Origin of the sequence: Bradyrhizobium sp. LMG 9283, from assembly GCF_045571415.1 — a bacterium.
Taxonomy (GTDB): Bacteria; Pseudomonadota; Alphaproteobacteria; order Rhizobiales; family Xanthobacteraceae; genus Bradyrhizobium.
Window position 1 is genome coordinate 6,410,316 of sequence record NZ_CP120691.1, and the last position, 24,545, is coordinate 6,434,860.

General features: G+C 64.4%; 9 protein-coding genes and 1 tRNA gene. 8 read left to right on the top strand and 2 right to left on the bottom strand.

Going from position 1 to position 24,545, the window contains the following annotated elements:
- Window positions 1–723 precede the first annotated feature (723 nt).
- Together P6U29_RS30155 and P6U29_RS30160 are read left to right on the top strand one after the other, a co-directional pair.
- Window positions 724–10,995 carry a VCBS domain-containing protein gene (locus P6U29_RS30155; protein ID WP_407113997.1) on the top strand — a complete coding sequence of 3,424 codons (10,272 nt, stop codon included), beginning with the start codon at window positions 724–726 and terminating at the stop codon, window positions 10,993–10,995.
- On the top strand, window positions 10,905–13,583 hold the full coding sequence (locus P6U29_RS30160) for a beta strand repeat-containing protein (protein WP_407119456.1): 2,679 nt from the start codon (window positions 10,905–10,907) through the stop codon (window positions 13,581–13,583). Before P6U29_RS30155 ends, P6U29_RS30160 begins: the two co-directional genes overlap by 91 nt.
- A gap of 579 nt (window positions 13,584–14,162) precedes the next feature.
- Here P6U29_RS30160 and P6U29_RS30165 read toward each other — a convergent pair.
- Window positions 14,163–14,237, bottom strand: a tRNA-Gln gene (locus tag P6U29_RS30165).
- 251 nt (window positions 14,238–14,488) lie between these two features.
- On the opposite strand from P6U29_RS30165, the gene P6U29_RS30170 reads away from it, so the two are divergent.
- A complete protein-coding gene (locus P6U29_RS30170; protein WP_407113998.1) occupies window positions 14,489–16,267 on the top strand; it encodes an acyl-CoA dehydrogenase in 1,779 nt (592 codons plus the stop codon).
- 163 nt (window positions 16,268–16,430) lie between these two features.
- Here the strand turns inward: P6U29_RS30170 and P6U29_RS30175 are convergent, their stop codons facing one another.
- A complete protein-coding gene (locus P6U29_RS30175; RefSeq protein WP_407113999.1) occupies window positions 16,431–17,672 on the bottom strand; it encodes an MFS transporter in 1,242 nt (413 codons plus the stop codon).
- A gap of 241 nt (window positions 17,673–17,913) precedes the next feature.
- Here P6U29_RS30175 and P6U29_RS30180 point away from each other — a divergent pair, with 241 nt between their 5' ends.
- The 5 genes from P6U29_RS30180 to dxs all read left to right on the top strand — a co-directional run bounded on the left by P6U29_RS30180 (window position 17,914) and on the right by dxs (window position 24,457).
- Window positions 17,914–18,672: an enoyl-CoA hydratase-related protein gene (locus P6U29_RS30180; RefSeq protein ID WP_407114000.1), complete on the top strand. Its 759-nt coding sequence runs from the start codon at window positions 17,914–17,916 to the stop codon at window positions 18,670–18,672.
- Between the two features lie 181 nt (window positions 18,673–18,853).
- The gene (locus tag P6U29_RS30185; protein WP_407114001.1) at window positions 18,854–20,509 is read left to right on the top strand and encodes a bifunctional metallophosphatase/5'-nucleotidase; all 1,656 of its coding nucleotides are present in this window, start codon (window positions 18,854–18,856) and stop codon (window positions 20,507–20,509) included.
- A 133-nt stretch (window positions 20,510–20,642) separates the two neighbouring features.
- Window positions 20,643–21,572 (top strand): histone deacetylase family protein, encoded by a 930-nt coding sequence (locus P6U29_RS30190; protein WP_407114002.1) that lies wholly within the window; start codon window positions 20,643–20,645, stop codon window positions 21,570–21,572.
- Window positions 21,573–21,645: 73 nt separating this feature from the next.
- On the top strand, window positions 21,646–21,897 hold the full coding sequence (locus tag P6U29_RS30195; protein WP_008132970.1) for an exodeoxyribonuclease VII small subunit: 252 nt from the start codon (window positions 21,646–21,648) through the stop codon (window positions 21,895–21,897).
- 631 nt (window positions 21,898–22,528) lie between these two features.
- Window positions 22,529–24,457 carry a 1-deoxy-D-xylulose-5-phosphate synthase gene (gene dxs, locus P6U29_RS30200; RefSeq protein ID WP_407114003.1) on the top strand — a complete coding sequence of 643 codons (1,929 nt, stop codon included), beginning with the start codon at window positions 22,529–22,531 and terminating at the stop codon, window positions 24,455–24,457.
- Window positions 24,458–24,545: the final 88 nt, after the last annotated feature.

The window sequence follows — 24,545 nt, forward strand, 5'->3', positions numbered from 1 at the left end:
CTCCGTATTATTTTAATCTAGCTTTAATTTAATCCCGGGCCAAACGATCGTGATCGCTCCTGATCACGCACCGCGCTCGAGAGCCGAAGAATCTCAACGTGGGCGGACGAGGACCGCACACGAATGGGCAGGGGGATACACGTCTGAATCTTTTCGCGTAACTTGGCAGCAGGTTGGCCGGATCGGCGCTAACGAGCGGACATGTCATTCGTCCGAGCGAACGCTCCCGGTTTGCGTGAATTGATTTGGCGGCGACACTCTCTGCTCTGCATTGGCAGACGAGGGCCCGCGAATGAGAATGAGGCGCGCGCGTTTTGTGTGGGAGTCCGAGACCATCTTCGGCCGGGCTCAAGTTGAAGCCGATCTTCAGGCGATTTCGAGTTCTTCTCTGTCAGCATGCGATCCCTCGATCGCGCTCGGTGTGCGGTTCGCGGACGATCCGCCAGCCCTCGCGCACGGTCCGGCGCCCAAGCTCAATCCCTGGTTCCTGTCAGGCCGCGACCGGCTGTTGCGAGCTCGGAGCGACGCTAGCTCCAGACAAGCTTGAGTTCGTCGCATGCCTTCTTTGCACATTTTCGCAGCCCTCCGCACGACGACAGTCTTGGTCGGCAGCACAGCATTTTTCTTCAACGGTGTAGGCAAGGCATCGGCCGACCATCACCGCGCAATTGTGCACTTCCAGGTCCGTGAACGCGGACGGCATATCACCCAGAGGATTTAGCTATGGCGACGCAGACGACGGGCGGCGGCAGCACGGTTTCTTTCGGAAATACTCCGCAAGCCAACAACGATATTTTCTCGTTTGTGGAAGACGCCAGCAACATTCTCATCTTGAATGTGCTGGCAAATGATCTTGGCGGCACGGCCAAGACGCTGTTCTCGCTGGACGACGGAACGAGCGCCTCCGCGTCCACCAAGAGCTACGCACCTGCGGATCTGCTGGTCAAGGATGTGGCGTACAGCAGTGACGCAGCCGGCATGGCCGGAACCAGTGACCGCAGCGCGCTCGGTGCGCGCATCTGGATCGAGTCGGACGGCACAGTTCATTACGATAAGGGCGACATCAACGCTCAGCTTCAGGCGCTGGCGGCTGGGCAAACGCTGACTGACACATTCACCTACGCGATCCAGCTGGGCAACGGCACGCTCAGTTGGGCGACGGTGACACTCCAATTCAATGGCGCAAACGATTCGGTTTATTTGACCTCGATCCCCCAGAGCGGCTCGGTGGTCGAAGACGCACCGTCGACACCGGCCCCCTCGAATTCGCTGAATACCGCAGGCACCATCAGCTTCATCGATGCGGATCTGAGTGATTCGCACACAGCGACGTTTGTAGCGTCGCCCGCGAATACGACCTCGCTTGGCACGTTTTCGCTCGATCCAGTCAACGAGGCAACCAATGCCGCGAACGGTTCGGTGCAGTGGCACTATGCCTTGAACAATGGCGCTGCGCAGTATCTCGCCGCTGGCCAGAGCGTCACCGAGAGCTTCGTGGTGACGGTCAACGACGGCCACGGCTCGACGTCTACTCAGACGGTTACGGTAACGATCAACGGGACCAATGATCTGGCCACCGTCAGCTCGGACTCCAAGTCCGTCACCGAGGCCGACACCGCCGCCGCGCTCAACACGAGCGGCCAATTGACGATTGTGGATCCCGATACCGGCGAAGCCCATGTCGTGGCGCAGACCAACGTCCATGGGACCTATGGCGACTTCACGATCGATGCCAATGGGGCCTGGAGCTACACCGGCAACGGCGCCCACAACGAGCTCACCGCCGGCCAACAGGTGCAGGACCAGTTCACGGTGACCAGCCAGGACGGCACCGCGACCGGCACCGTCACGGTGACCATCACCGGGACCAACGACGCGGCGACCGTCAGCTCCGACTCCAGGTCCGTCACCGAGGCCAACACCGCCGCCGCGCTCAACACCTCCGGCCAGCTCACCATCACCGATCCCGACACCGGCGAGGCTCATGTCGTCGTGCAGAGCAACGTCCACGGGACCTACGGCGACTTCTCGATCGATGCCGACGGCGCCTGGAGCTACAGCGGCAACGGCGCCCACAATGAGCTCACCGCCGGCCAGCAGGTGCAGGACCAGTTCACGGTGACCAGCCAGGACGGCACCGCCACCGGCACCGTCACGGTGACCATCACCGGCACCAACGACGCCGCGACGGTCAGCTCGGACTCCAGGTCCGTGACCGAAGGCGACACCGCCGCGGCGCTCAACGCCAGCGGCCAATTGACGATTGTGGATCCCGACACGGGCGAAGCCCATGTCGTGGCGCAAGCCAACGTCCATGGGACCTATGGCGACTTCTCGATCGATGCCAATGGGGTCTGGAGCTACACCGGCAACGGCGCCCACAATGAGCTCACCGCCGGCCAGCAGGTGCAGGATCAGTTCACGGTGACCAGCCAGGACGGCACCGCCACCGGCACCGTCACGGTCACGATCACCGGCACCAACGATGCCGCCACTGTCTCGTCGGACTCGAAGTCTGTCACCGAAGGCGACACCGCAGCCGCGCTCAACACCTCGGGGCAGCTCACCATCACCGACGCCGACAGCGGCGAAGCCCATGTCGTGGCGCAAGCCAACGTCCATGGGACCTATGGCGACTTCTCGATCGATGCCAACGGCGCCTGGAGCTACAGCGGCAACGGCGCCCACAATGAGCTCACCGCCGGCCAGCAGGTGCAGGACCAGTTCACGGTGACCAGCCAGGACGGCACCGCCACCGGCATCGTGACGGTGACCATCACCGGCACCAACGATGCGGCGACCGTCAGCTCCGACTCCAAGGCGGTGACGGAGGTCGACACCGCTTCCGCACTGAACACTTCCGGCCAATTGACGATTGTGGATCCCGACACGGGCGAAGCCCATGTCGTGGCGCAAACCAACGTCCATGGGACCTATGGCGACTTCTCGATCGATGCCAACGGCGCCTGGAGCTACAGCGGCAACGGCGCCCACAATGAGCTTACCGCCGGCCAGCAGGTGCAGGACCAGTTCACGGTGACCAGCCAGGATGGCACCGCCTCCGGCACTGTCACGGTGACCATCACCGGCACCAATGATGCGGCGTCGGTCTCGTCGGACTCCAGGTCCGTCACCGAAGGCGACACGGCAACGGCGCTCAACACCAGCGGCCAGCTCACCATCATCGACCCGGACACCGGCGAAGCCCATGTCGTGGCGCAAGCCAACGTCCATGGGACCTATGGCGACTTCTCGATCGATGCCAACGGCGCCTGGAGCTACAGCGGCAACGGCGCCCACAATGAGCTTACCGCCGGCCAGCAGGTGCAGGACCAGTTCACGGTGACCAGCCAGGATGGCACCGCCACCGGCACTGTGACGGTGACCATCACCGGGACCAACGATGCGGCCACCGTCAGCTCGGATTCCAAGTCCGTCACCGAGGGCGACACGGCCGCCGCGCTCAACACGAGCGGCCAGCTCAGCATCACCGACCCGGATTCGGGCGAAGCCCACATCGTCGCCCAGAGCAACGTCCACGGCACCTATGGCGACTTCACGATCGATGCCAACGGCGCCTGGAGCTACAGCGGCAATGGCGCCCATAATGAGCTCACCGCCGGCCAGCAGGTGCAGGACCAGTTCACGGTGACCAGCCAGGATGGCACCGCCACCGGCACTGTGACGGTGACCATCACCGGGACCAACGATGCGGCCACCGTCAGCTCGGATTCCAAGTCCGTCACCGAGGGCGACACGGCCGCCGCGCTCAACACGAGCGGCCAATTGACGATTGTGGATCCCGACACCGGCGAAGCCCATGTTGTGGCGCAGAGCAACGTCCAGGGGACCTACGGCGACTTCACCATCAATGCCAACGGCGCCTGGAGCTACACCGGCAACGGCGCCCACAATGAGCTCACCGCCGGCCAGCAGGTGCAGGACCAGTTCACGGTGACCAGCCAGGACGGCACCGCCACCGGCACCGTCACGGTGACCATCACCGGCACCAATGATGCGGCGACCGTCAGCTCCGACTCCAAGGCGGTGACGGAGGCCGACACCGCTTCCGCACTGAACACTTCCGGCCAGCTGACGATTGTGGATCCCGACACGGGCGAAGCCCATGTCGTGGCCCAGACCAACGTGCACGGCAGCTACGGCGACTTCACGATCGATGCCGACGGCGCCTGGAGCTACACCGGCAATGGTGCCCACAATGAGCTCACCGCCGGCCAGCAGGTGCAGGACCAGTTCACGGTGACCAGCCAGGATGGCACCGCGACCGGCACCGTCACGGTGACGATCACCGGCACCAACGATGCCGCCACTGTCTCATCGGACTCGAAGTCCGTCACCGAGGGCGATACTGCCGCGGCACTGAACACCTCCGGGCAGCTGACGATTGTGGATCCCGACAGCGGCGAAGCTCATGTCGTTGCCCAGACGAACGCGCACGGGACCTACGGCGACTTCAGCATCGATGCCAACGGCGCCTGGAGCTACACCGGCAACGGCTCCCACAATGAGCTCACCGCCGGGCAGCAGGTGCAGGATCAGTTCACGGTGACCAGCCAGGACGGCACCGCCACCGGCACCGTCACGGTGACCATCACCGGCACCAATGATGCGGCGACCGTCAGCTCGGACTCGAAGTCCGTGACGGAAGGCGACACCGCCGCGGCGCTGAACGCCTCGGGGCAATTGACCATCACTGACCCGGATTCGGGCGAAGCCCACATCGTCGCCCAGAGCAACGTCCACGGCACCTATGGCGACTTCACGATCGATGCCAACGGCGCCTGGAGCTACACCGGCAATGGCGCCCATAATGAGCTCACCGCCGGCCAGCAGGTGCAGGACCAGTTCACGGTGACCAGCCAGGACGGCACCGCCAGCGGCACCGTCACGGTCACGATCACCGGCACCAACGATGCCGCCACTGTCTCGTCGGACTCGAAGTCCGTCACCGAGGGCGATACTGCCGCGGCGCTCAACACCAGCGGCCAGCTCAGCATCACCGACCCGGATTCGGGCGAAGCCCATGTCCTTGCCCAGACGAACGCGCACGGGACCTACGGCGACTTCTCGATCGATGCCAACGGGGCCTGGAGCTACACCGGCAATGGTGCCCACAATGAGCTCACCGCTGGCCAGCAGGTGCAGGACCAGTTCACGGTGATCAGCCAGGATGGCACCGCCACCGGCACTGTGACGGTGACCATCACCGGGACCAACGACGCGGCGACGGTCTCGTCGGAATCGAAGTCCGTCACCGAGGGCGACACGGCCGCCGCGCTCAACACGAGCGGCCAATTGACGATTGTGGATCCCGACACCGGCGAAGCCCATGTTGTGGCGCAGAGCAACGTCCAGGGGACCTACGGCGACTTCACCATCAATGCCAACGGCGCCTGGAGCTACACCGGCAACGGCGCCCACAATGAGCTCACCGCCGGCCAGCAGGTGCAGGACCAGTTCACGGTGACCAGCCAGGACGGCACCGCCACCGGCACCGTCACGGTGACCATCACCGGCACCAATGATGCCGCCACTGTCTCATCGGACTCGAAATCCGTCACCGAGGGCGATACTGCCGCGGCACTGAACACCTCCGGGCAGCTGACGATTGTGGATCCCGACAGCGGCGAAGCTCATGTCGTTGCCCAGACGAACGCGCACGGGACCTACGGCGACTTCAGCATCGATGCCAACGGCGCCTGGAGCTACACCGGCAACGGCTCCCACAATGAGCTCACCGCCGGGCAGCAGGTGCAGGACCAGTTCACGGTGACCAGCCAGGATGGCACCGCCAGCGGCACCGTCACGGTGACGATCACCGGCACCAACGATGCCGCCACTGTCTCATCGGACTCGAAATCCGTCACCGAGGGCGATACTGCCGCGGCACTGAACACCTCCGGGCAGCTGACGATTGTGGATCCCGACAGCGGCGAAGCTCATGTCGTTGCCCAGACGAACGCGCACGGGACCTACGGCGACTTCAGCATCGATGCCAACGGCGCCTGGAGCTACACCGGCAACGGCTCCCACAATGAGCTCACCGCCGGGCAGCAGGTGCAGGATCAGTTCACGGTGACCAGCCAGGACGGCACCGCCACCGGCACCGTCACGGTGACCATCACCGGGACCAACGACGCGGCAAGTGTCAGCTCGGACTCGAAGTCCGTGACGGAAGGCGACACCGCCGCGGCGCTGAACGCCTCGGGGCAGCTCACCATCACCGACGCCGACAGCGGCGAGGCTCATGTCGTGGCGCAGACCAATCTCCACGGCACCTACGGGAACTTCAGCATCGATGCCAACGGCGCCTGGAGTTACACTGGCAATGGCGCTCACAATGAGCTCACCGCCGGCCAGCAGGTGCAGGACCAGTTCACGGTGACCAGCCAGGACGGCACCGCCACCGGCATCGTGACGGTGACCATCACCGGCACCAACGATGCGGCGACCGTCAGCTCCGACTCCAAGGCGGTGACGGAGGTCGACACCGCTTCCGCACTGAACACTTCCGGCCAATTGACGATTGTGGATCCCGACACGGGCGAAGCCCATGTCGTGGCGCAAACCAACGCGCACGGGACTTACGGCGACTTCAGCATTGATGCCGACGGGGCCTGGAGCTACAGCGGCAATGGCGCCCACAACGAGCTCACTGCCGGCCAGCAGGTGCAGGACCAGTTCACGGTGACCAGCCAGGATGGCACCGCCTCCGGCACTGTCACGGTGACCATCACCGGCACCAATGATGCGGCGTCGGTCTCGTCGGACTCCAGGTCCGTCACCGAAGGCGACACGGCAACGGCGCTCAACACCAGCGGCCAGCTCACCATCATCGACCCGGACACCGGCGAAGCCCATGTCGTGGCGCAAGCCAACGTCCATGGGACCTATGGCGACTTCTCGATCGATGCCAACGGCGCCTGGAGCTACAGCGGCAACGGCGCCCACAATGAGCTTACCGCCGGCCAGCAGGTGCAGGACCAGTTCACGGTGACCAGCCAGGATGGCACCGCCTCCGGCACTGTCACGGTGACCATCACCGGCACCAATGATGCGGCGTCGGTCTCGTCGGACTCCAGGTCCGTCACCGAAGGCGACACGGCAACGGCGCTCAACACCAGCGGCCAGCTCACCATCATCGACCCGGACACCGGCGAAGCCCATGTCGTGGCGCAAGCCAACGTCCATGGGACCTATGGCGACTTCTCGATCGATGCCAACGGCGCCTGGAGCTACAGCGGCAACGGCGCCCACAATGAGCTTACCGCCGGCCAGCAGGTGCAGGACCAGTTCACGGTGACCAGCCAGGATGGCACCGCCACCGGCACTGTGACGGTGACCATCACCGGGACCAACGATGCGGCCACCGTCAGCTCGGATTCCAAGTCCGTCACCGAGGGCGACACGGCCGCCGCGCTCAACACGAGCGGCCAATTGACGATTGTGGATCCCGACACCGGCGAAGCCCATGTTGTGGCGCAGAGCAACGTCCAGGGGACCTACGGCGACTTCACCATCAATGCCAACGGCGCCTGGAGCTACACCGGCAACGGCGCCCACAATGAGCTTACCGCCGGCCAGCAGGTGCAGGACCAGTTCACGGTGACCAGCCAGGACGGCACCGCCACCGGCACCGTCACGGTGACCATCACCGGCACCAATGATGCGGCGACCGTCAGCTCGGACTCGAAGTCCGTGACGGAAGGCGACACCGCCGCGGCGCTGAACGCCTCGGGGCAATTGACCATCACTGACCCGGATTCGGGCGAAGCCCACATCGTCGCCCAGAGCAACGTCCACGGCACCTATGGCGACTTCACGATCGATGCCAACGGCGCCTGGAGCTACACCGGCAATGGCGCCCATAATGAGCTCACCGCCGGCCAGCAGGTGCAGGACCAGTTCACGGTGACCAGCCAGGACGGCACCGCCAGCGGCACCGTCACGGTCACGATCACCGGCACCAACGATGCCGCCACTGTCTCGTCGGACTCGAAGTCCGTCACCGAGGGCGATACTGCCGCGGCGCTCAACACCAGCGGCCAGCTCAGCATCACCGACCCGGATTCGGGCGAAGCCCATGTCGTGGCGCAAGCCAACGTCCATGGGACCTATGGCGACTTCTCGATCGATGCCAACGGCGCCTGGAGCTACAGCGGCAACGGCGCCCACAATGAGCTTACCGCCGGCCAGCAGGTGCAGGACCAGTTCACGGTGACCAGCCAGGATGGCACCGCCACCGGCACTGTGACGGTGACCATCACCGGGACCAACGATGCGGCCACCGTCAGCTCGGATTCCAAGTCCGTCACCGAGGGCGACACGGCCGCCGCGCTCAACACGAGCGGCCAATTGACGATTGTGGATCCCGACACCGGCGAAGCCCATGTTGTGGCGCAGAGCAACGTCCAGGGGACCTACGGCGACTTCACCATCAATGCCAACGGCGCCTGGAGCTACACCGGCAACGGCGCCCACAATGAGCTCACCGCCGGCCAGCAGGTGCAGGACCAGTTCACGGTGACCAGCCAGGACGGCACCGCCACCGGCACCGTCACGGTGACCATCACCGGCACCAATGATGCGGCGACCGTCAGCTCCGACTCCAAGGCGGTGACGGAGGCCGACACCGCTTCCGCACTGAACACTTCCGGCCAGCTGACGATTGTGGATCCCGACACGGGCGAAGCCCATGTCGTGGCCCAGACCAACGTGCACGGCAGCTACGGCGACTTCACGATCGATGCCGACGGCGCCTGGAGCTACACCGGCAATGGTGCCCACAATGAGCTCACCGCCGGCCAGCAGGTGCAGGACCAGTTCACGGTGACCAGCCAGGATGGCACCGCGACCGGCACCGTCACGGTGACGATCACCGGCACCAACGATGCCGCCACTGTCTCATCGGACTCGAAGTCCGTCACCGAGGGCGATACTGCCGCGGCACTGAACACCTCCGGGCAGCTGACGATTGTGGATCCCGACAGCGGCGAAGCTCATGTCGTTGCCCAGACGAACGCGCACGGGACCTACGGCGACTTCAGCATCGATGCCAACGGCGCCTGGAGCTACACCGGCAACGGCTCCCACAATGAGCTCACCGCCGGGCAGCAGGTGCAGGATCAGTTCACGGTGACCAGCCAGGACGGCACCGCCACCGGCACCGTCACGGTGACCATCACCGGCACCAATGATGCGGCGACCGTCAGCTCGGACTCGAAGTCCGTGACGGAAGGCGACACCGCCGCGGCGCTGAACGCCTCGGGGCAATTGACCATCACTGACCCGGATTCGGGCGAAGCCCACATCGTCGCCCAGAGCAACGTCCACGGCACCTATGGCGACTTCACGATCGATGCCAACGGCGCCTGGAGCTACACCGGCAATGGCGCCCATAATGAGCTCACCGCCGGCCAGCAGGTGCAGGACCAGTTCACGGTGACCAGCCAGGACGGCACCGCCAGCGGCACCGTCACGGTCACGATCACCGGCACCAACGATGCCGCCACTGTCTCGTCGGACTCGAAGTCCGTCACCGAGGGCGATACTGCCGCGGCGCTCAACACCAGCGGCCAGCTCAGCATCACCGACCCGGATTCGGGCGAAGCCCATGTCCTTGCCCAGACGAACGCGCACGGGACCTACGGCGACTTCTCGATCGATGCCAACGGGGCCTGGAGCTACACCGGCAATGGTGCCCACAATGAGCTCACCGCTGGCCAGCAGGTGCAGGACCAGTTCACGGTGATCAGCCAGGATGGCACCGCCACCGGCACTGTGACGGTGACCATCACCGGGACCAACGACGCGGCGACGGTCTCGTCGGAATCGAAGTCCGTCACCGAGGGCGACACGGCCGCCGCGCTCAACACGAGCGGCCAATTGACGATTGTGGATCCCGACACCGGCGAAGCCCATGTTGTGGCGCAGAGCAACGTCCAGGGGACCTACGGCGACTTCACCATCAATGCCAACGGCGCCTGGAGCTACACCGGCAACGGCGCCCACAATGAGCTCACCGCCGGCCAGCAGGTGCAGGACCAGTTCACGGTGACCAGCCAGGACGGCACCGCCAGCGGCACCGTCACGGTGACCATCACCGGCACCAATGATGCCGCCACTGTCTCATCGGACTCGAAATCCGTCACCGAGGGCGATACTGCCGCGGCACTGAACACCTCCGGGCAGCTGACGATTGTGGATCCCGACAGCGGCGAAGCTCATGTCGTTGCCCAGACGAACGCGCACGGGACCTACGGCGACTTCAGCATCGATGCCAACGGCGCCTGGAGCTACACCGGCAACGGCTCCCACAATGAGCTCACCGCCGGGCAGCAGGTGCAGGACCAGTTCACGGTGACCAGCCAGGATGGCACCGCCAGCGGCACCGTCACGGTGACGATCACCGGCACCAACGATGCCGCCACTGTCTCATCGGACTCGAAATCCGTCACCGAGGGCGATACTGCCGCGGCACTGAACACCTCCGGGCAGCTGACGATTGTGGATCCCGACAGCGGCGAAGCTCATGTCGTTGCCCAGACGAACGCGCACGGGACCTACGGCGACTTCAGCATCGATGCCAACGGCGCCTGGAGCTACACCGGCAACGGCTCCCACAATGAGCTCACCGCCGGGCAGCAGGTGCAGGATCAGTTCACGGTGACCAGCCAGGACGGCACCGCCACCGGCACCGTCACGGTGACCATCACCGGGACCAACGACGCGGCAAGTGTCAGCTCGGACTCGAAGTCCGTGACGGAAGGCGACACCGCCGCGGCGCTGAACGCCTCGGGGCAATTGACCATCACTGACCCGGATCGGGCGAAGCCCACATCGTCGCCCAGAGCAACGTCCACGGCACCTATGGCGACTTCACGATCGATGCCAACGGGGCCTGGAGCTACACCGGCAACGGCGCCCATAATGAGCTCACCGCCGGACAACAGGTGCAGGACCAGTTCACGGTGACCAGCCAGGACGGCACCGCCACCGGCACCGTGACGGTGACCATCACCGGCACCAACGATGCGGCGACCGTCAGCTCCGACTCCAGGTCCGTCACCGAGGGCGACACGGCCGCCGCGCTCAACACGAGCGGCCAGCACACCATCACCGATCCGGACGCTGGCCAGGCCCATGTCGTGGCCCAGAGCAACGTCCACGGCACCTACGGCGACTTCTCGATCGATGCCAACGGGGCCTGGAGCTACACCGGCAACGGCGCCCACAATGAACTCACCGCCGGCCAGCAGGTGCAGGACCAGTTCACGGTGACCAGCCAGGACGGCACCGCCACCGGCACCGTGACGGTGACCATCACCGGCACGAATGATGCGCCGCTCGCCGTGAATGACACCAGTGTCAGTCCGGGTGCCACAGCCGCGACCGAGAAAGGCGGCACCGCCAACGGATCGGGGGGCATCAATGGTAGTGGCAATGTGCTGACCAATGACACCGACGTCGACAGCGGCAGCCTGACGGTCAGTGCGATCCGTACCGGCGGCACCGAGGGGGCCGGCACGGCCGGCACTTTGGGGGTCGGCCTGGTGGGCGCGCACGGCACACTGACACTCAATGCCAACGGCAGCTACACGTACGTGGTCAACGAGAACGACGCCACCGTGCAGGCGCTCAACGTCGGCCAGACGACGACCGACACCTTCAACTACACCGTGACTGACGGCAGCCTGACCGACACGGCGGTGCTAACCGTTACCATCAGTGGCGCCAACGACGCGCCGGTCAACACCGTTCCGGGGCAGCAGACCGTAGGAAACGGTAGCGGCGGTGGCTCGACGGCAACTTTCACGCTGAGAGTCAGTGATGTGGACAACGGCATCGAGACTGTTTCACTCTCACTGGGCAATTCTCCGCAATCGTCGACCGGCATTTTAACCCTCTCCACGACATCAGGCCTTACATTCAGTTCCGGTGCCAACGGCACGAAGGCCATGACGTTCTCCGGCTCGATCGCGGACATCAATGCGGCCTTGGCTAGCGTGACGTTCAGTGGTGGGTCAAACAACACCACGCGGACGTTGACCATGACAACGACCGACGGAGGAGGCCTCGCCGATACTGACACCGTCACGATCGTGAAAGGGAGCGGGGCCACTGCCCTTGCGCCCGCAGGTATCGCTGGCGAGGCCATCAATCTGGCTCTGGTCGATCCTTCAGATGATCCCAACGATGTCATCACCGTCACGATCAGCGGGGTGCCCTTGGGCTGGAGTCTGAGTAACGCTACGAATAACGGAAACGGCACCTGGACTGCTCAGACAAATGATGTGCAGTCGATGACCATCACTTCGCCGCTAGATTTCGCGGGCGCGGTGGTGCTGAACGTCACGCAAACCTGGACGAACACCGATGGCACTACGGGAACGGCAACCGTATCCGACAATGTCGAAGTCTATGCGCAGGGATCGCCGATCTTTGCTGTGTCGGGCGACGACCATCTGACGGCCTCGAGCGGGAGCGACCTGCTGGTGTTCGCGCAGCCGATCGGTCATGACGTGGTTTATAACTTCGACACGATGCACGACCAAATCGATCTGATCGATTACGCCAACTTCACCTCGTTCGCCGACATTCAGGCGCATACTGTGATCGACGCCAACGGCAACGCCGTAATCGAGTTGGGAGAAGGCCAATCAATCACCTTGCAAGGTCTCGATCCGACGTTGCTCACATCGAGCAATTTCGTGTTCGATGAAATCCCCGTTACGGAAAATTCGGGCAGCCTGGTGATAGGCGACGGCGCGTTTCTTCCGTTGAGCGGCACCATCGACAACACGGGTACAATTGAGTTGAACTCGACCGGAAACGGGACAAACCTCGAGCTGATCGAACATGGCATCACACTCCAGGGCCATGGGCAGGTCGTGCTGTCCGACAGCGATCAGAACCTGATCACCGGAACGACCTCGGACGTCACGCTGACGAATGTGGACAACACGATCGCCGGCGCCGGCCACCTCGGGGACGGGATGATGGGGCTGGTCAACAAAGGCACGATTGTCGCCACCGGCATCAATGTGCTCGATATCGATACCGGAACGAACACCATCGTCAATTCCGGAACACTTGAAGCGACTGGAAGCGGCGGGATGGTCATCGACAGCAACCTTGATAATTCTGGGCTGCTGTGGGCGCATGGAGCCAACATCACCCTCAATGGCAGCGTCACTGGCGGCGGCACCGCCTTGATGGATGGAGTGGCCACGCTCGAATTCGGAGCCGCCTCATCGACCAAGATAACGCTTGATGCCGGAGCCACCGGGACAATCGTGCTCCACGACTCCTTCGACTTTAGCGGGGTCGTGTCCGGATTTGACAGCAATGACCACCTCGATCTCCTCGATGTGGCATTCGGGGTCGGCACGACCGCGAGTTATGTCGCAAATCAGGCCGGCACCGGAGGAACCCTGTCGGTGACTGACGGAGTCCATACCACCGACATTGCCCTGTTGGGCCAGTACGATGCCGCGGGCTTCCAGACGGAGGCAGACAAAAACATGGGAACGCTTATCAGCTATCACGACTATCTGGTCTGACGCGTTGCGAGGAGATGGTCGGGCGAATGTTGCGGTTCGGTGGGCCTGCCGAACATTCGCCTGGTATCCCCGCTGCCCGCGACCGTGATGATAGCGACCGTTCCCCAAACCGCGCTCAAGCATATCGTCGGGCCGCTCGCCATATCGTTCAATCAATGATTCTGGCAGAAATGACGCGTCCGGGCGAGTGATGGAAGAGGCATCATCAGCCGCGCCGCCCGAACTGAGACTCCCCCAACCCAATCAGATCGCCAACGACGGCAATCCTAGGCCGCTCCCACTTCTGGTGACGCGAGCACCAACTCCGCCCCTAGACAGAATGCACGCGCGAGATCTTAACTGCACCATCGCTGTAGCAGCGAACAGCGCGTTCCACTCAGAGATACGGACGCGCCAAACCTTTTTCCGACCAGGAACTGACCGACGTCACGGCCGCGGACAATAAGTGAGCCGCACAGCCGGCAGGATGTGGACAGCCATCTCGAAACACACCTGTGCAGCAGCAGTGTGTCGCAGAGCTGTGCAGCAGCTCCCCAGCCAGGCCGGTTTCCTGAGTGATTTCAGGCGGGGCAGGCAATCTGGCTGGGGCGGGAGGGATCGAACCTCCGAATGGCGGAATCAAAATCCGCTGCCTTACCGCTTGGCTACGCCCCAACAGACGACGAACGGGGTAGAACCGGCTACCGCAGATTCCCGTCGGTCGCAGCCGGTCTATAGGGAGCGGCGCGGCATTTCAACCGCCTGGAGGGGCAAAATACCCTTGGCCCAGTCGGCTGGCGGCCCACACTCTATTTCAGGCCCCAATGGCCGCCCCGTTCCGGCCCAGCCATCCTGACGTCCGCCCAGTTGAGACCGCCCCCGTTTCATGGGAATACGGCGCCAATATTTGTCCTCGGGAGTGAGCCATGACCTACCGCGCGCCGATTTCTGACATGCTGCTGTCGCTCAACCATGGCGCGGGCCTCAAGGCCGCCGTGGAGGCCGGTCATTATGGCGATTTCGACGCCGACCTCGCGGCCGCCGTGCTGGAGGAAGCCGGCAAGTTCGCATCCGACGTGCTGGCGCCGCTCAACAAGGTCGGCGACGAGCACGGCATCAAGCTCGAGGGCGGCAAGGTCACGACCGCGCCGGGCTGGCCTGACGCCTACAAGCGCTGGACCGAGGGCGGCTGGAATGCGGTGTCCGGCCCCGAAGATTTCGGCGGCCAGGGCCTGCCGCTCGCGATCAACGCCGCCTGCACGGAAATCTGGAGCGCGGCCAACGTCGCCTTCGGCCTCTGCCCGCTGCTGACGGCCTCGGCGATCGAGGCGCTGGATGCGCATGGCAGCGACGAATTGAAGAGAATCTATCTCGCAAAGCTCGTCTCCGGCGAATGGACCGGCACGATGCAGCTGACCGAGCCGCAGGCCGGCTCCGACGTCGGCGCGCTGCGCACCCGCGCCGAAAAGCAGGCCGACGGCACCTATCGCATCAAGGGGACGAAGATCTTCATCACCTATGGCGAGCACGACATGACCGACAACATCGTGCATTTCGTGCTGGCGCGTCTGCCCGATGCGCCCGCCGGCACCAAGGGCATCTCGCTGTTCCTCGTGCCCAAGTTCATGGTCAATGCGGACGGTTCGCTCGGGCAGCGCAACGACATCTATGCGAGCGGTGTCGAGCACAAGCTGGGCATGCATGCTTCGCCGACCTGCACCATGACCATGGGCGATCATGGCGGCGCGATCGGCTTCCTGATCGGCGAAGAGAACCAGGGCATGCGCTGCATGTTCACGATGATGAACCAGGCCCGCCTCGGCGTCGGCCTGGAGGGCGTCGGCGTTGCCGACCGCGCTTACCAGCAGGCGTTGTCGTATGCGCAGGAACGCAAGCAGGGCCGCGCGGTCGGCAAGACGGACGACGGCTCGGACGTGATCTTCGTCCATCCCGACGTCAAGCGCATGCTGATGCGGATGCGGGCGCAGACTGCGGCCGCGCGTACCATTTGCTATGCGACCGCCGTCGCGATCGACGTCTCGACGCGCGCCAAGGACGCGAAGGTGCGCGCCGATGCGGCGGCACGGGCGGCGTTGCTGACGCCGATGGCCAAGGCCTATTCCACCGATATCGGCAACGAGGTCGCCTATCTCGGCGTGCAGGTGCATGGCGGCATGGGCTTCATCGAGGAGACCGGCGCGGCCCAGCACTACCGCGATGCCCGCATCACCGCGATCTACGAGGGCACCAACGGCATCCAGGCGATCGATCTCGTCACGCGCAAGCTGGCGGCCAATGGCGGCGCGTCGGTGTGGGCGCTGCTCGACGAGCTCGCGGCGATCGTCAGCCAGGTGGAGGCTTCCAACGATCCCGGTTTCGGTACCACGGGCACCAAGCTGCGCGAGGCGCTGGAGGCACTCACGCGTACCAGCAAATGGCTGCTGGAGCGCGTTGCCTCCGCGCCAAACGAGGCGCTCGCGGGTGCGACGCCCTACTTGCAACAGTTCGGCGCGACGCTCGGCGGCTGCCTGCTCGCCTCCGAGGCGCTCGCCGCCAAGGCCGAAGCCAACACGGATGCTGCGCGCTACGTCGCGCTCGCACGTTTCTTTGCCGAGAACATCACGGTGCAGGCGGGAGCGCTCGAGCGCACCGTGACGGAGAGCGCGGAGTCGGTCGCGGCGGCGGATGCGGTGCTGCTGGGGTGAGCTGCTTCACGTGTCCCGGACGTGCTGCAACCCGTAGCGTTGCTGCGCCGAGCCGGGACCCATGCCAAAGAAGCGATCGCGGCAACATAGGCCCCGGCTCTGCAGCGCATCGCTGAAGTAGCGCTGCACTGCGTCCGGGGCACGAGAGGCAATCCAGCTCAATCTAAGAAGCTGCGATTTCGGCTCTGCTCCGCGGCCGCCACAGCACGACTCCGGCCGCCACGAGATCGAGCCCCACACACAATGCAAATGCCGTCGTGTAATTACCCGTGAGGCTGCGCACGAGACCGACGATGCCCGGGCCAAAGGCGCTGACCACGCCGCTGATCGAGGTGCCCAGTCCCATTGCGGCGGCGAAGGCGGCAGCGCCGATCTCGCGCTGGATGATCAAGGGCGGGAACGTGATCATGTTGCCGATCGAAAAGCCGTAAGCGGCACAGCAGGCCAGCAGCACGGTCGGGCTCGTGCTTTGGAGAAGCACGAACAGTGCCGCCGCCTGGCTCGTCATCGACGCCGCGCAGGCGAGCCGCGGATCGAGCCGGTCAACGAACAGGCCAAGCGACAGGCGCCCGACGATCGCCATCGCCGCCATGATGGTCACGGCAAGGCCAGCACTGGCACGCCCGATCAACGGCTCCAGAAAGCTCACCTGGTGGATGATGAATCCCATCTGCGCCAGCAGCGCGATCGCGATCGGCAGCACCATGGTCCAGAACGCTGCATTGGCGAGCAGCGCCTTGCGGGAATGGCTTGGTGCGGCCGCACCGCTGGCGCTCGGACGCCCGCCCGATGCCAGCGACATCCCGGTGGGCCAGCCGATGCAGGTCACGACCATCGGAAGCACCAGCACCATCATCGCGAGCGTGGCCGCCAGCATCGCGGAACGGAAGCCGATGCTGCCGGTCAGCGACAGCAGCAGCGGGACGAGGATGATGCCGCCGCAGGTCGCGCCGTTGAAGGCGAGGCTGAGCGCGAGCCCGCGCCGACGCTCGAACCAGGAATTCAGCAGGGTCGCAATCACAACGGTGCCCATACCGGTCCAACCGACCGACATCAGCGCATAAGCGAGATAGAGCTGCCACGGCGTCTGCATCAGCGCCAGCAGCACCGTCGAGGCGCCGAGCGCCACCAGACCGCACAGGATCAGCGAGCGCAACCCGATGCGCTCGAGCAGATCATCGGTGAAAATGACCAGCACGGAGGTCAGGAGAAACGAGAAGGTGCTGGCCGCGGAAACCAGCGTGCCCGGCCAGCCATGGGCACGCTGCAGCTCGGCGAGATAGACGCCCTGGCCGTAGAGGCCGAAACCGAACATGAAGAAGGCCATCAGGAAGCAGGCCAGTACGACGCGCCAGCCGCGGTAGTGCAGCGAGGATTCGTCGATACGGGTTGCGGCAATCGTCAAATCAGGCAGTCCGTCAAATGGAACGGGCGCCAGATCGTGCACCACAACCACCGGTTTTTCAAATGAAACATTGTAGCCAATTGTTGCGAGGCGGGACGGCGGCAGGTGCGATGCATCAAACTTATGGGAATTCGGCGCCGAAAGATTGAGCGAGCGCATTGGCACGCCTGTGAGATGATGTAGGCTGATGCTTCGCAACACTCGCGAGCGGCAAGCGTCGCGGCGCGCGCAGGGGGCTCTCATGCCGAACGGCAACATCATCGTCACCGAAGAGCGCGGAACGCGCGTGATCACCCTGCGCCGTCCGGGCAAGAAGAACGCGATCACCCAGGACATGTACCGGGAGATGAGCGGCGCGATCGACACCGCCCAGAACAATCCGGACATCCGCTGCATCATCATCACCGGCGGCTCCGGCGTCTTCACCGCCGGGGACGACATCGACGATTTTCTCCACGCCGACGCATCGCGCCCCGAGATGCTGTCGAACGGCGCCAGATTCCTCTATTCGCTCGCCCTCAATGCCAAGCCGATCATCGCAGCCGTCGACGGCGCCTCGATCGGGATGGGCACCGTGATGTTGTTCCACTGCGACTATGTGCTGGCCTCGAACGCTGCGACCTTCTCCGCACCTTACATCCATCTCGGGCTCGTGCCGGTCGGCGCGGCCAGCCTCCTGATGCCGAGCACGATGGGCTACCAGCGCGCCTTCGCGATGCTGGTGATGGGGCGGACCTTCACCGCCGCGGAGGCGCACGCCGCAGGCTTCGTCAACACCGTGGTCTCGCCGGGACATACCGAGGTCGAGGCGCGCAAGGTGGCGCGCGAGATCTGCCGGCTGCCGGCCGAGACCGTCGCAACCTCGCGCAAGCTGCTGCGCGCCCCGCCAGAGGAGTTGACCCGCCGCATCGACCAGGAAGGTCATCTGTTCGGCGAGCGGCTCAAGTCGGATGAGGCGATTGCCGCGTTCAACGCGTTCGCGAACAGGAAGAAGCGGTGAGGTGTGGTCGGCGGCCAGCCAATAGTCGTCATTCCGGGGCGCGACGAAGTCGCGAGCCCGGAATCCATCGGGCCGCAGAGTTGGTGGATAAATGGATTCCGGGATCGACGCTGCGCGTCGCCCCGGAATGACGGCGAGAACTTTCGTGAAATCTTCGCGCGGACCGACTAGTCTCGGTTCCATGCGATACCGATCCATTCTTGCCGCACTCGCGCTGACCTCCGCCCTTCCCGCCTCTGCCCAGACCGCCGCCCCCGTCGAGCTGCGCGTCCTCGCGATCAACGATTTCCACGGCAATCTGCGGCCGTCGCCAGGCGGCATCCGCATCAATGACCCCGAAGACAAGACCAAGAAGGTGATGGTGGCGGCCGGTGGCGCCGAGTATATGGCGACGCTGGTGAAGAAGCTGCGCGAGGGGCGCAAGAACACCATCTTCGTCGCGGCCGGCGATCTGATCGGCGCGAGCCCGTTCCTGTCGGCGATGTTCCACGACGAGCCCTCGATCGAGTCGCTCTCGATGATGGGCCTTGCGATCAGCTCGGTCGGCAATCACGAATTCGACGAGGGCAAGACCGAGCTCTTGCGCATGCAGAACGGCGGCTGCCATCCGGTCGACGGCTGCCAGGGACCGCATCCCTTCACGGGCGCCAAATTCCGTTATCTCGCGGCGTCCACCGTCGAGACCGCGACCGGCAAGAGCGTGCTGCCGCCCTACGAGATCAGGGAGTTCGACGGCATCCCCGTCGCATTCATCGGGCTGACGTTGAAGGAAACGGCGGGCATCGTCTCGCCAGCGGGCATTGCCGGGCTCGAATTCCGCGACGAGGCCGAGACGGTGAACGCGCTCGTGCCACAGCTGAAGGCGCGCGGCGTCGAAGCGATTGTGGTGCTGATCCACCAGGGCGGCGAGCCCGCCGGCGACTACAATGAATGCCCTGCCATCACGGGTCCGATCGTCGATGTCGTCAAGAAGTTCGACCGCGCGGTCGACGTCGTCGTCAGCGGCCACACCCACCGCGCCTATGTCTGCGATATCGACGGGCGGCTCGTCACCAGCGGCGACAAATACGGCACGCTCGTCACCGCGATCGACCTCAAGCTCGATCCCACAACGCGCGACATCGTCGGCGCCAAGGCGGAGAATGTCATCGTCACCAATGCTTCGCTGGCCAAGGATCCCGAGCAGACCGCATTGATCGACGCCTACGACAAGCTCTCTGCGCCGATCGCCAACCGGCCGGCCGGTTCGGTGACGCAGACGCTGTCGCGCGTGCCGAACGAGGCCGGCGAAAGCGCGCTTGGCGACATCATTGCCGACGCGCAATTGCTCGCAACCCGCGATGCGAAGGCTGGCAGCGCTGTCATCGCGCTCACCAATCCCGGCGGCATCCGCACCGACATCGTTCCGAAGGAGAATGGCGCGATCACGTTCGGCGATGTCTTCGCCAGCCAGCCGTTCCGCAACCGCCTCGTCACCATGACGCTGACGGGCAGCCAGCTCAAGGACTTGCTCGAGCAGCAATGGCTGGACCCGAAGCGGCCGCGGATTCTCCAGGTGTCGAACGGATTCAGCTATACCTGGGATGCATCAAAACCATTCGGCGAGCGCGTCAGCCTCGAGAAGATGACGCTCAACGGCAGGCCGGTCGAAGCTGGAAGCGGCTATCGCGTCACGCTCAACGATTACCTCGCCGTCGGTGGAGACGGGTTCACCGTCGCCAAACAGGGCACGGCGCCGCTATATGGCGGCTACGACGCGGACGCGCTGTTCGCGTTTTTCCGGGCGCACGGGCCGATCGGCCCGCTGCCGCCCACCCGCATCCTGCGCGTGAATTGATCCGGATCAAACGGGCCGGATCGGGACGACCCTTTGCCATTGCCGTCCAAAGGCCTAGATTGGGTTTTGCATTGCGTTTTGGCGCCCGATGCGCCAACCACGTCAAAAGCCCGCATCCCATGAGGCCGACCTGATGAGCACGCTTCTCCTTTCCCATAAGGCCTGCCTCGACCATGTCACGCCGCCGGGACACCCTGAGAGACCGGATCGTCTGCGCGCGGTGGAAGAAGCTTTGTCCCATGAGCGCTTCCAGTTCCTGGCGCGGGAGGAGGCGCCGGAGGGCGATCTCGATCTCGTCACGCTCTGCCACAACGAGCATTACGTCACCGAGCTGCGCCACATCGCCCCGACCAGCGGGCAGGTCTATATCGACGGCGACACCTCCATGTCGCCGGGCACGTGGGAAGCGGTGATGCGCGGCGTCGGCGGCGCGGTTGCGGCGACCGAAGCGGTGATGGCGGGCGAGCACCGCAACGCCTTCGTCGCGGTGCGCCCCCCCGGCCATCACGCCGAGATCGGCAAGCCGATGGGCTTCTGCTTCTTCGATAACGTCGCCATTGCCGCGCGCCATGCGCAGCGCAAATACGGCATCAAGCGGGCGGCCATCGTCGATTTCGACGTGCATCACGGCAACGGCACGCAGGACATCTTCTGGTCGGACCCGACCGTGATGTACTGCTCGACCCATCAGATGCCGTTGTTTCCGGGAACCGGCGCGCGCTCCGAGCGCGGCGATCACGACACCATCGTCAATGCGCCGCTCGCCTCCGAGGACGGCGGCCCGGAATTCCGCTCTGCGTTTGAGAATCTGATCCTGCCGCAGCTCGAAAAATTCAGCCCCGAGTTCCTGATCATCTCCGCCGGCTTCGACGCGCATTATCGCGATCCGCTGGCTTCGCTGAACCTGCGCGCGGAGGATTATGCCTGGGTGACGCGCAAGCTGATGGATCTCGCCGACAAGACCGCCGGAGGCCGCATTGTTTCGGTGCTCGAGGGCGGCTATGACCTGCAAGGACTGAAAGAATCTGTTACGGCGCATGTCGGCGCCTTGATGGGCGCCTGACGACGCCCGCCACATTAAGCCCGCAAAACCCGCCTTCACTCCAGGGAAGCGAATCGGGCAATCGGAAACGGATATGGCCGAAAATACTCAAGTCGACGTCTCCAGGCTCACCTTCGAGCGCGCGATCGAGGAACTCGAAACGATCGTGAAGCGGCTCGAAGACGGCAAGGTGCCGCTCGAGGAATCCGTGACGATCTATGAACGCGGCGAGGCCCTGAAGCGGCGCTGCGAGGAATTGCTGCGCCAGGCCGAGGCGCGCGTCGACAAGATCACCACCGATGCCAGCGGCCAGGCCACGGGCACTGCTCCGCTCGACGTCCAGTAATCGTCCAGTAATAGTGAAGCCTAGACTTCCCCGCTCAGTCTCCTGACGACGCCAGGGCCCCCGTGAGACGTCTTCGCGAGAGCGCGGCCGCCGCATCGTTTTCAGGATCGCACGGCGCTGTTCTCGAGAGGCATGCGATTCCGTGCCGGCGGATCGATGCCGTCCCCCGTCCCAGAATCGGCCGTTGAGGGCGAAAAGCTCTCATTCTGGCAAAAAAGCCTGCCAAGGAACGGATCAACGTCGGAACCGCTTATCCCGGGCCACGGTTAACCAATGTGGCCCGCCGGTTACACCTGCATACCCCCAATCGGTCCGGCGGGTTGGCTTTGGCCCAAGCTTTGGTGTAAAGCTGCGCGGAGTGTGGCTTTTTGCAAGCCTTGCGTGGGCACCGATTACCGACGACAAGCGCTTCAAACTGCTAATGAAATTGGCTTGGGACGGACGAAGCCGATCTGAGTGACAGGGATCACAGAGACTGAACCGGAGCGCACCTAAGCTTACCTAAGCTTGAAGACGGGGCTTTGCCCCGTGCAGGTGGCTCCGACGGTTTGAGGACTCGCGCTGCGCCGATATTGTGCAAACCCATCGCGCACCGGAATGACCTTCCGGCGCTGACAAATTGGAAATCGCCGTGAACGCATACAGTAAGACGCCGCTTCTCGACACCATCCGGACGCCGGAAGACCTGCGCAAGCTCAAGGTCGAGCAGATTCGCCAGGTGGCGGACGAGCTGCGGCAAGAGACCATCGATGCCGTCTCGGTGACCGGCGGTCACTTCGGCGCGGGCCTCGGCGTGGTCGAGCTCACCACCGCGATCCACTACGTCTTTGACACGCCGCGCGACCGGCTGATCTGGGACGTCGGCCACCAGGCCTATCCGCACAAGATCCTGACCGGCCGGCGCGACCGCATCCGCACGCTGCGCACCGGTGGCGGCCTGTCCGGCTTCACCAAGCGCAGCGAGAGCGACTACGATCCGTTCGGGGCGGCGCATTCCTCGACCTCGATCTCCGCCGGCCTCGGCATGGCCGTGGCGCGCGACCTCTCCGGCGGCAAGAACAACGTTATCGCCGTGATCGGTGACGGCGCGATGTCGGCCGGCATGGCCTATGAGGCCATGAACAATGCCGGTGCGATGAACTCGCGCCTGATCGTCATCCTCAACGACAACGACATGTCGATCGCGCCGCCCGTCGGCGCCATGAGCGCCTATCTGTCGCGGCTCTACTCGGGCAAGACCTATCGCACGCTGCGCGATGCCGCCAAGCAGATCAACAAGCGCCTGCCCAAGATCCTCGCCAACCGCGCCAATCGCGTCGAGGAATATTCCCGCGGCTTCATGATGGACGGCGGCACGCTGTTCGAGGAACTCGGCTTCTACTATGTCGGCCCGATCGACGGCCACAACCTCGACCATCTCCTGCCCGTGCTGAAGAACGTCCGCGACATGGAGACCGGCCCGATCCTGGTCCACGTCGTGACGCAGAAGGGCAAGGGCTACGGCCCGGCGGAAGCTTCCGCGGACAAGTACCATGCCGTCGTCAAGTTCGACGTTGCGACCGGCACCCAGGCCAAGGCGAAGCCGAACGCGCCGGCCTATCAGAACGTATTCGGCCAGAGCCTCGTCAAGGAAGCGCAGAAGGACGACAAGATCGTCGCCATCACCGCGGCGATGCCGTCGGGCACCGGCGTCGACATCTTCAACAAGGCCTTCCCCGACCGCACCTTCGACGTCGGCATCGCCGAGCAGCACGCGGTGACTTTCGCCGCCGGTCTTGCCAGCGAAGGCTACAAGCCGTTCTGCGCGATCTACTCGACTTTCCTGCAGCGCGGCTACGACCAGATCGTGCATGACGTCGCGATCCAGAACCTGCCCGTCCGCTTCGCCATCGACCGCGCCGGCCTCGTCGGCGCCGACGGTGCGACCCATGCCGGCTCGTTCGACAACGCCTATCTCGGCTGCCTGCCCAACATGGTGATCATGGCGGCGGCGGACGAGGCCGAGCTCGTGCACATGGTGGCGACCCAGGTCGCGATCGACGACCGTCCGAGCTCGCTGCGCTATCCGCGCGGCGAGGGCCGCGGCGTCGAGATGCCTGAGGTCGGCATTCCGCTCGAGATCGGCAAGGGCCGCATGATCCGCCAGGGCAGCAAGATCGCCCTGCTCTCTTTCGGAACTCGTCTCGCCGAATGCGAGAAGGCCGCTGACGAACTCGCCGCCCACGGCCTGTCGACCACGATTGCGGACGCGCGCTTCATGAAGCCGCTGGATACCGAGCTGGTGCTCAAGCTCGCCCGCGACCACGAGATCCTGATCACGATCGAGGAAGGCTCGATCGGCGGCTTCGGCTCGCATGTCGCGCAGTTCCTGACCGACCAGGGCGTGCTCGACACCGGCATGGTCAAGTTCCGCTCGATGGTGCTGCCCGACGTGTTCCAGGACCACGACACCCCCGCGGCGATGTACGCCCGCGCTGGCCTCGACGCCAAGGGCATCGTCGGCAAGGTGTTCGAGGCGCTCGGCAAGGATGTAAAGACCGAGACGGTCAAGCTGGCTTGATCGGTTTCCACCTCTCCCGCTTGCGGGAGAGGTCGCGCCGAAGGCGCGGGTGAGGGCTTTCGCCAGTTGGAGGTTCTCGCTTGCGGAG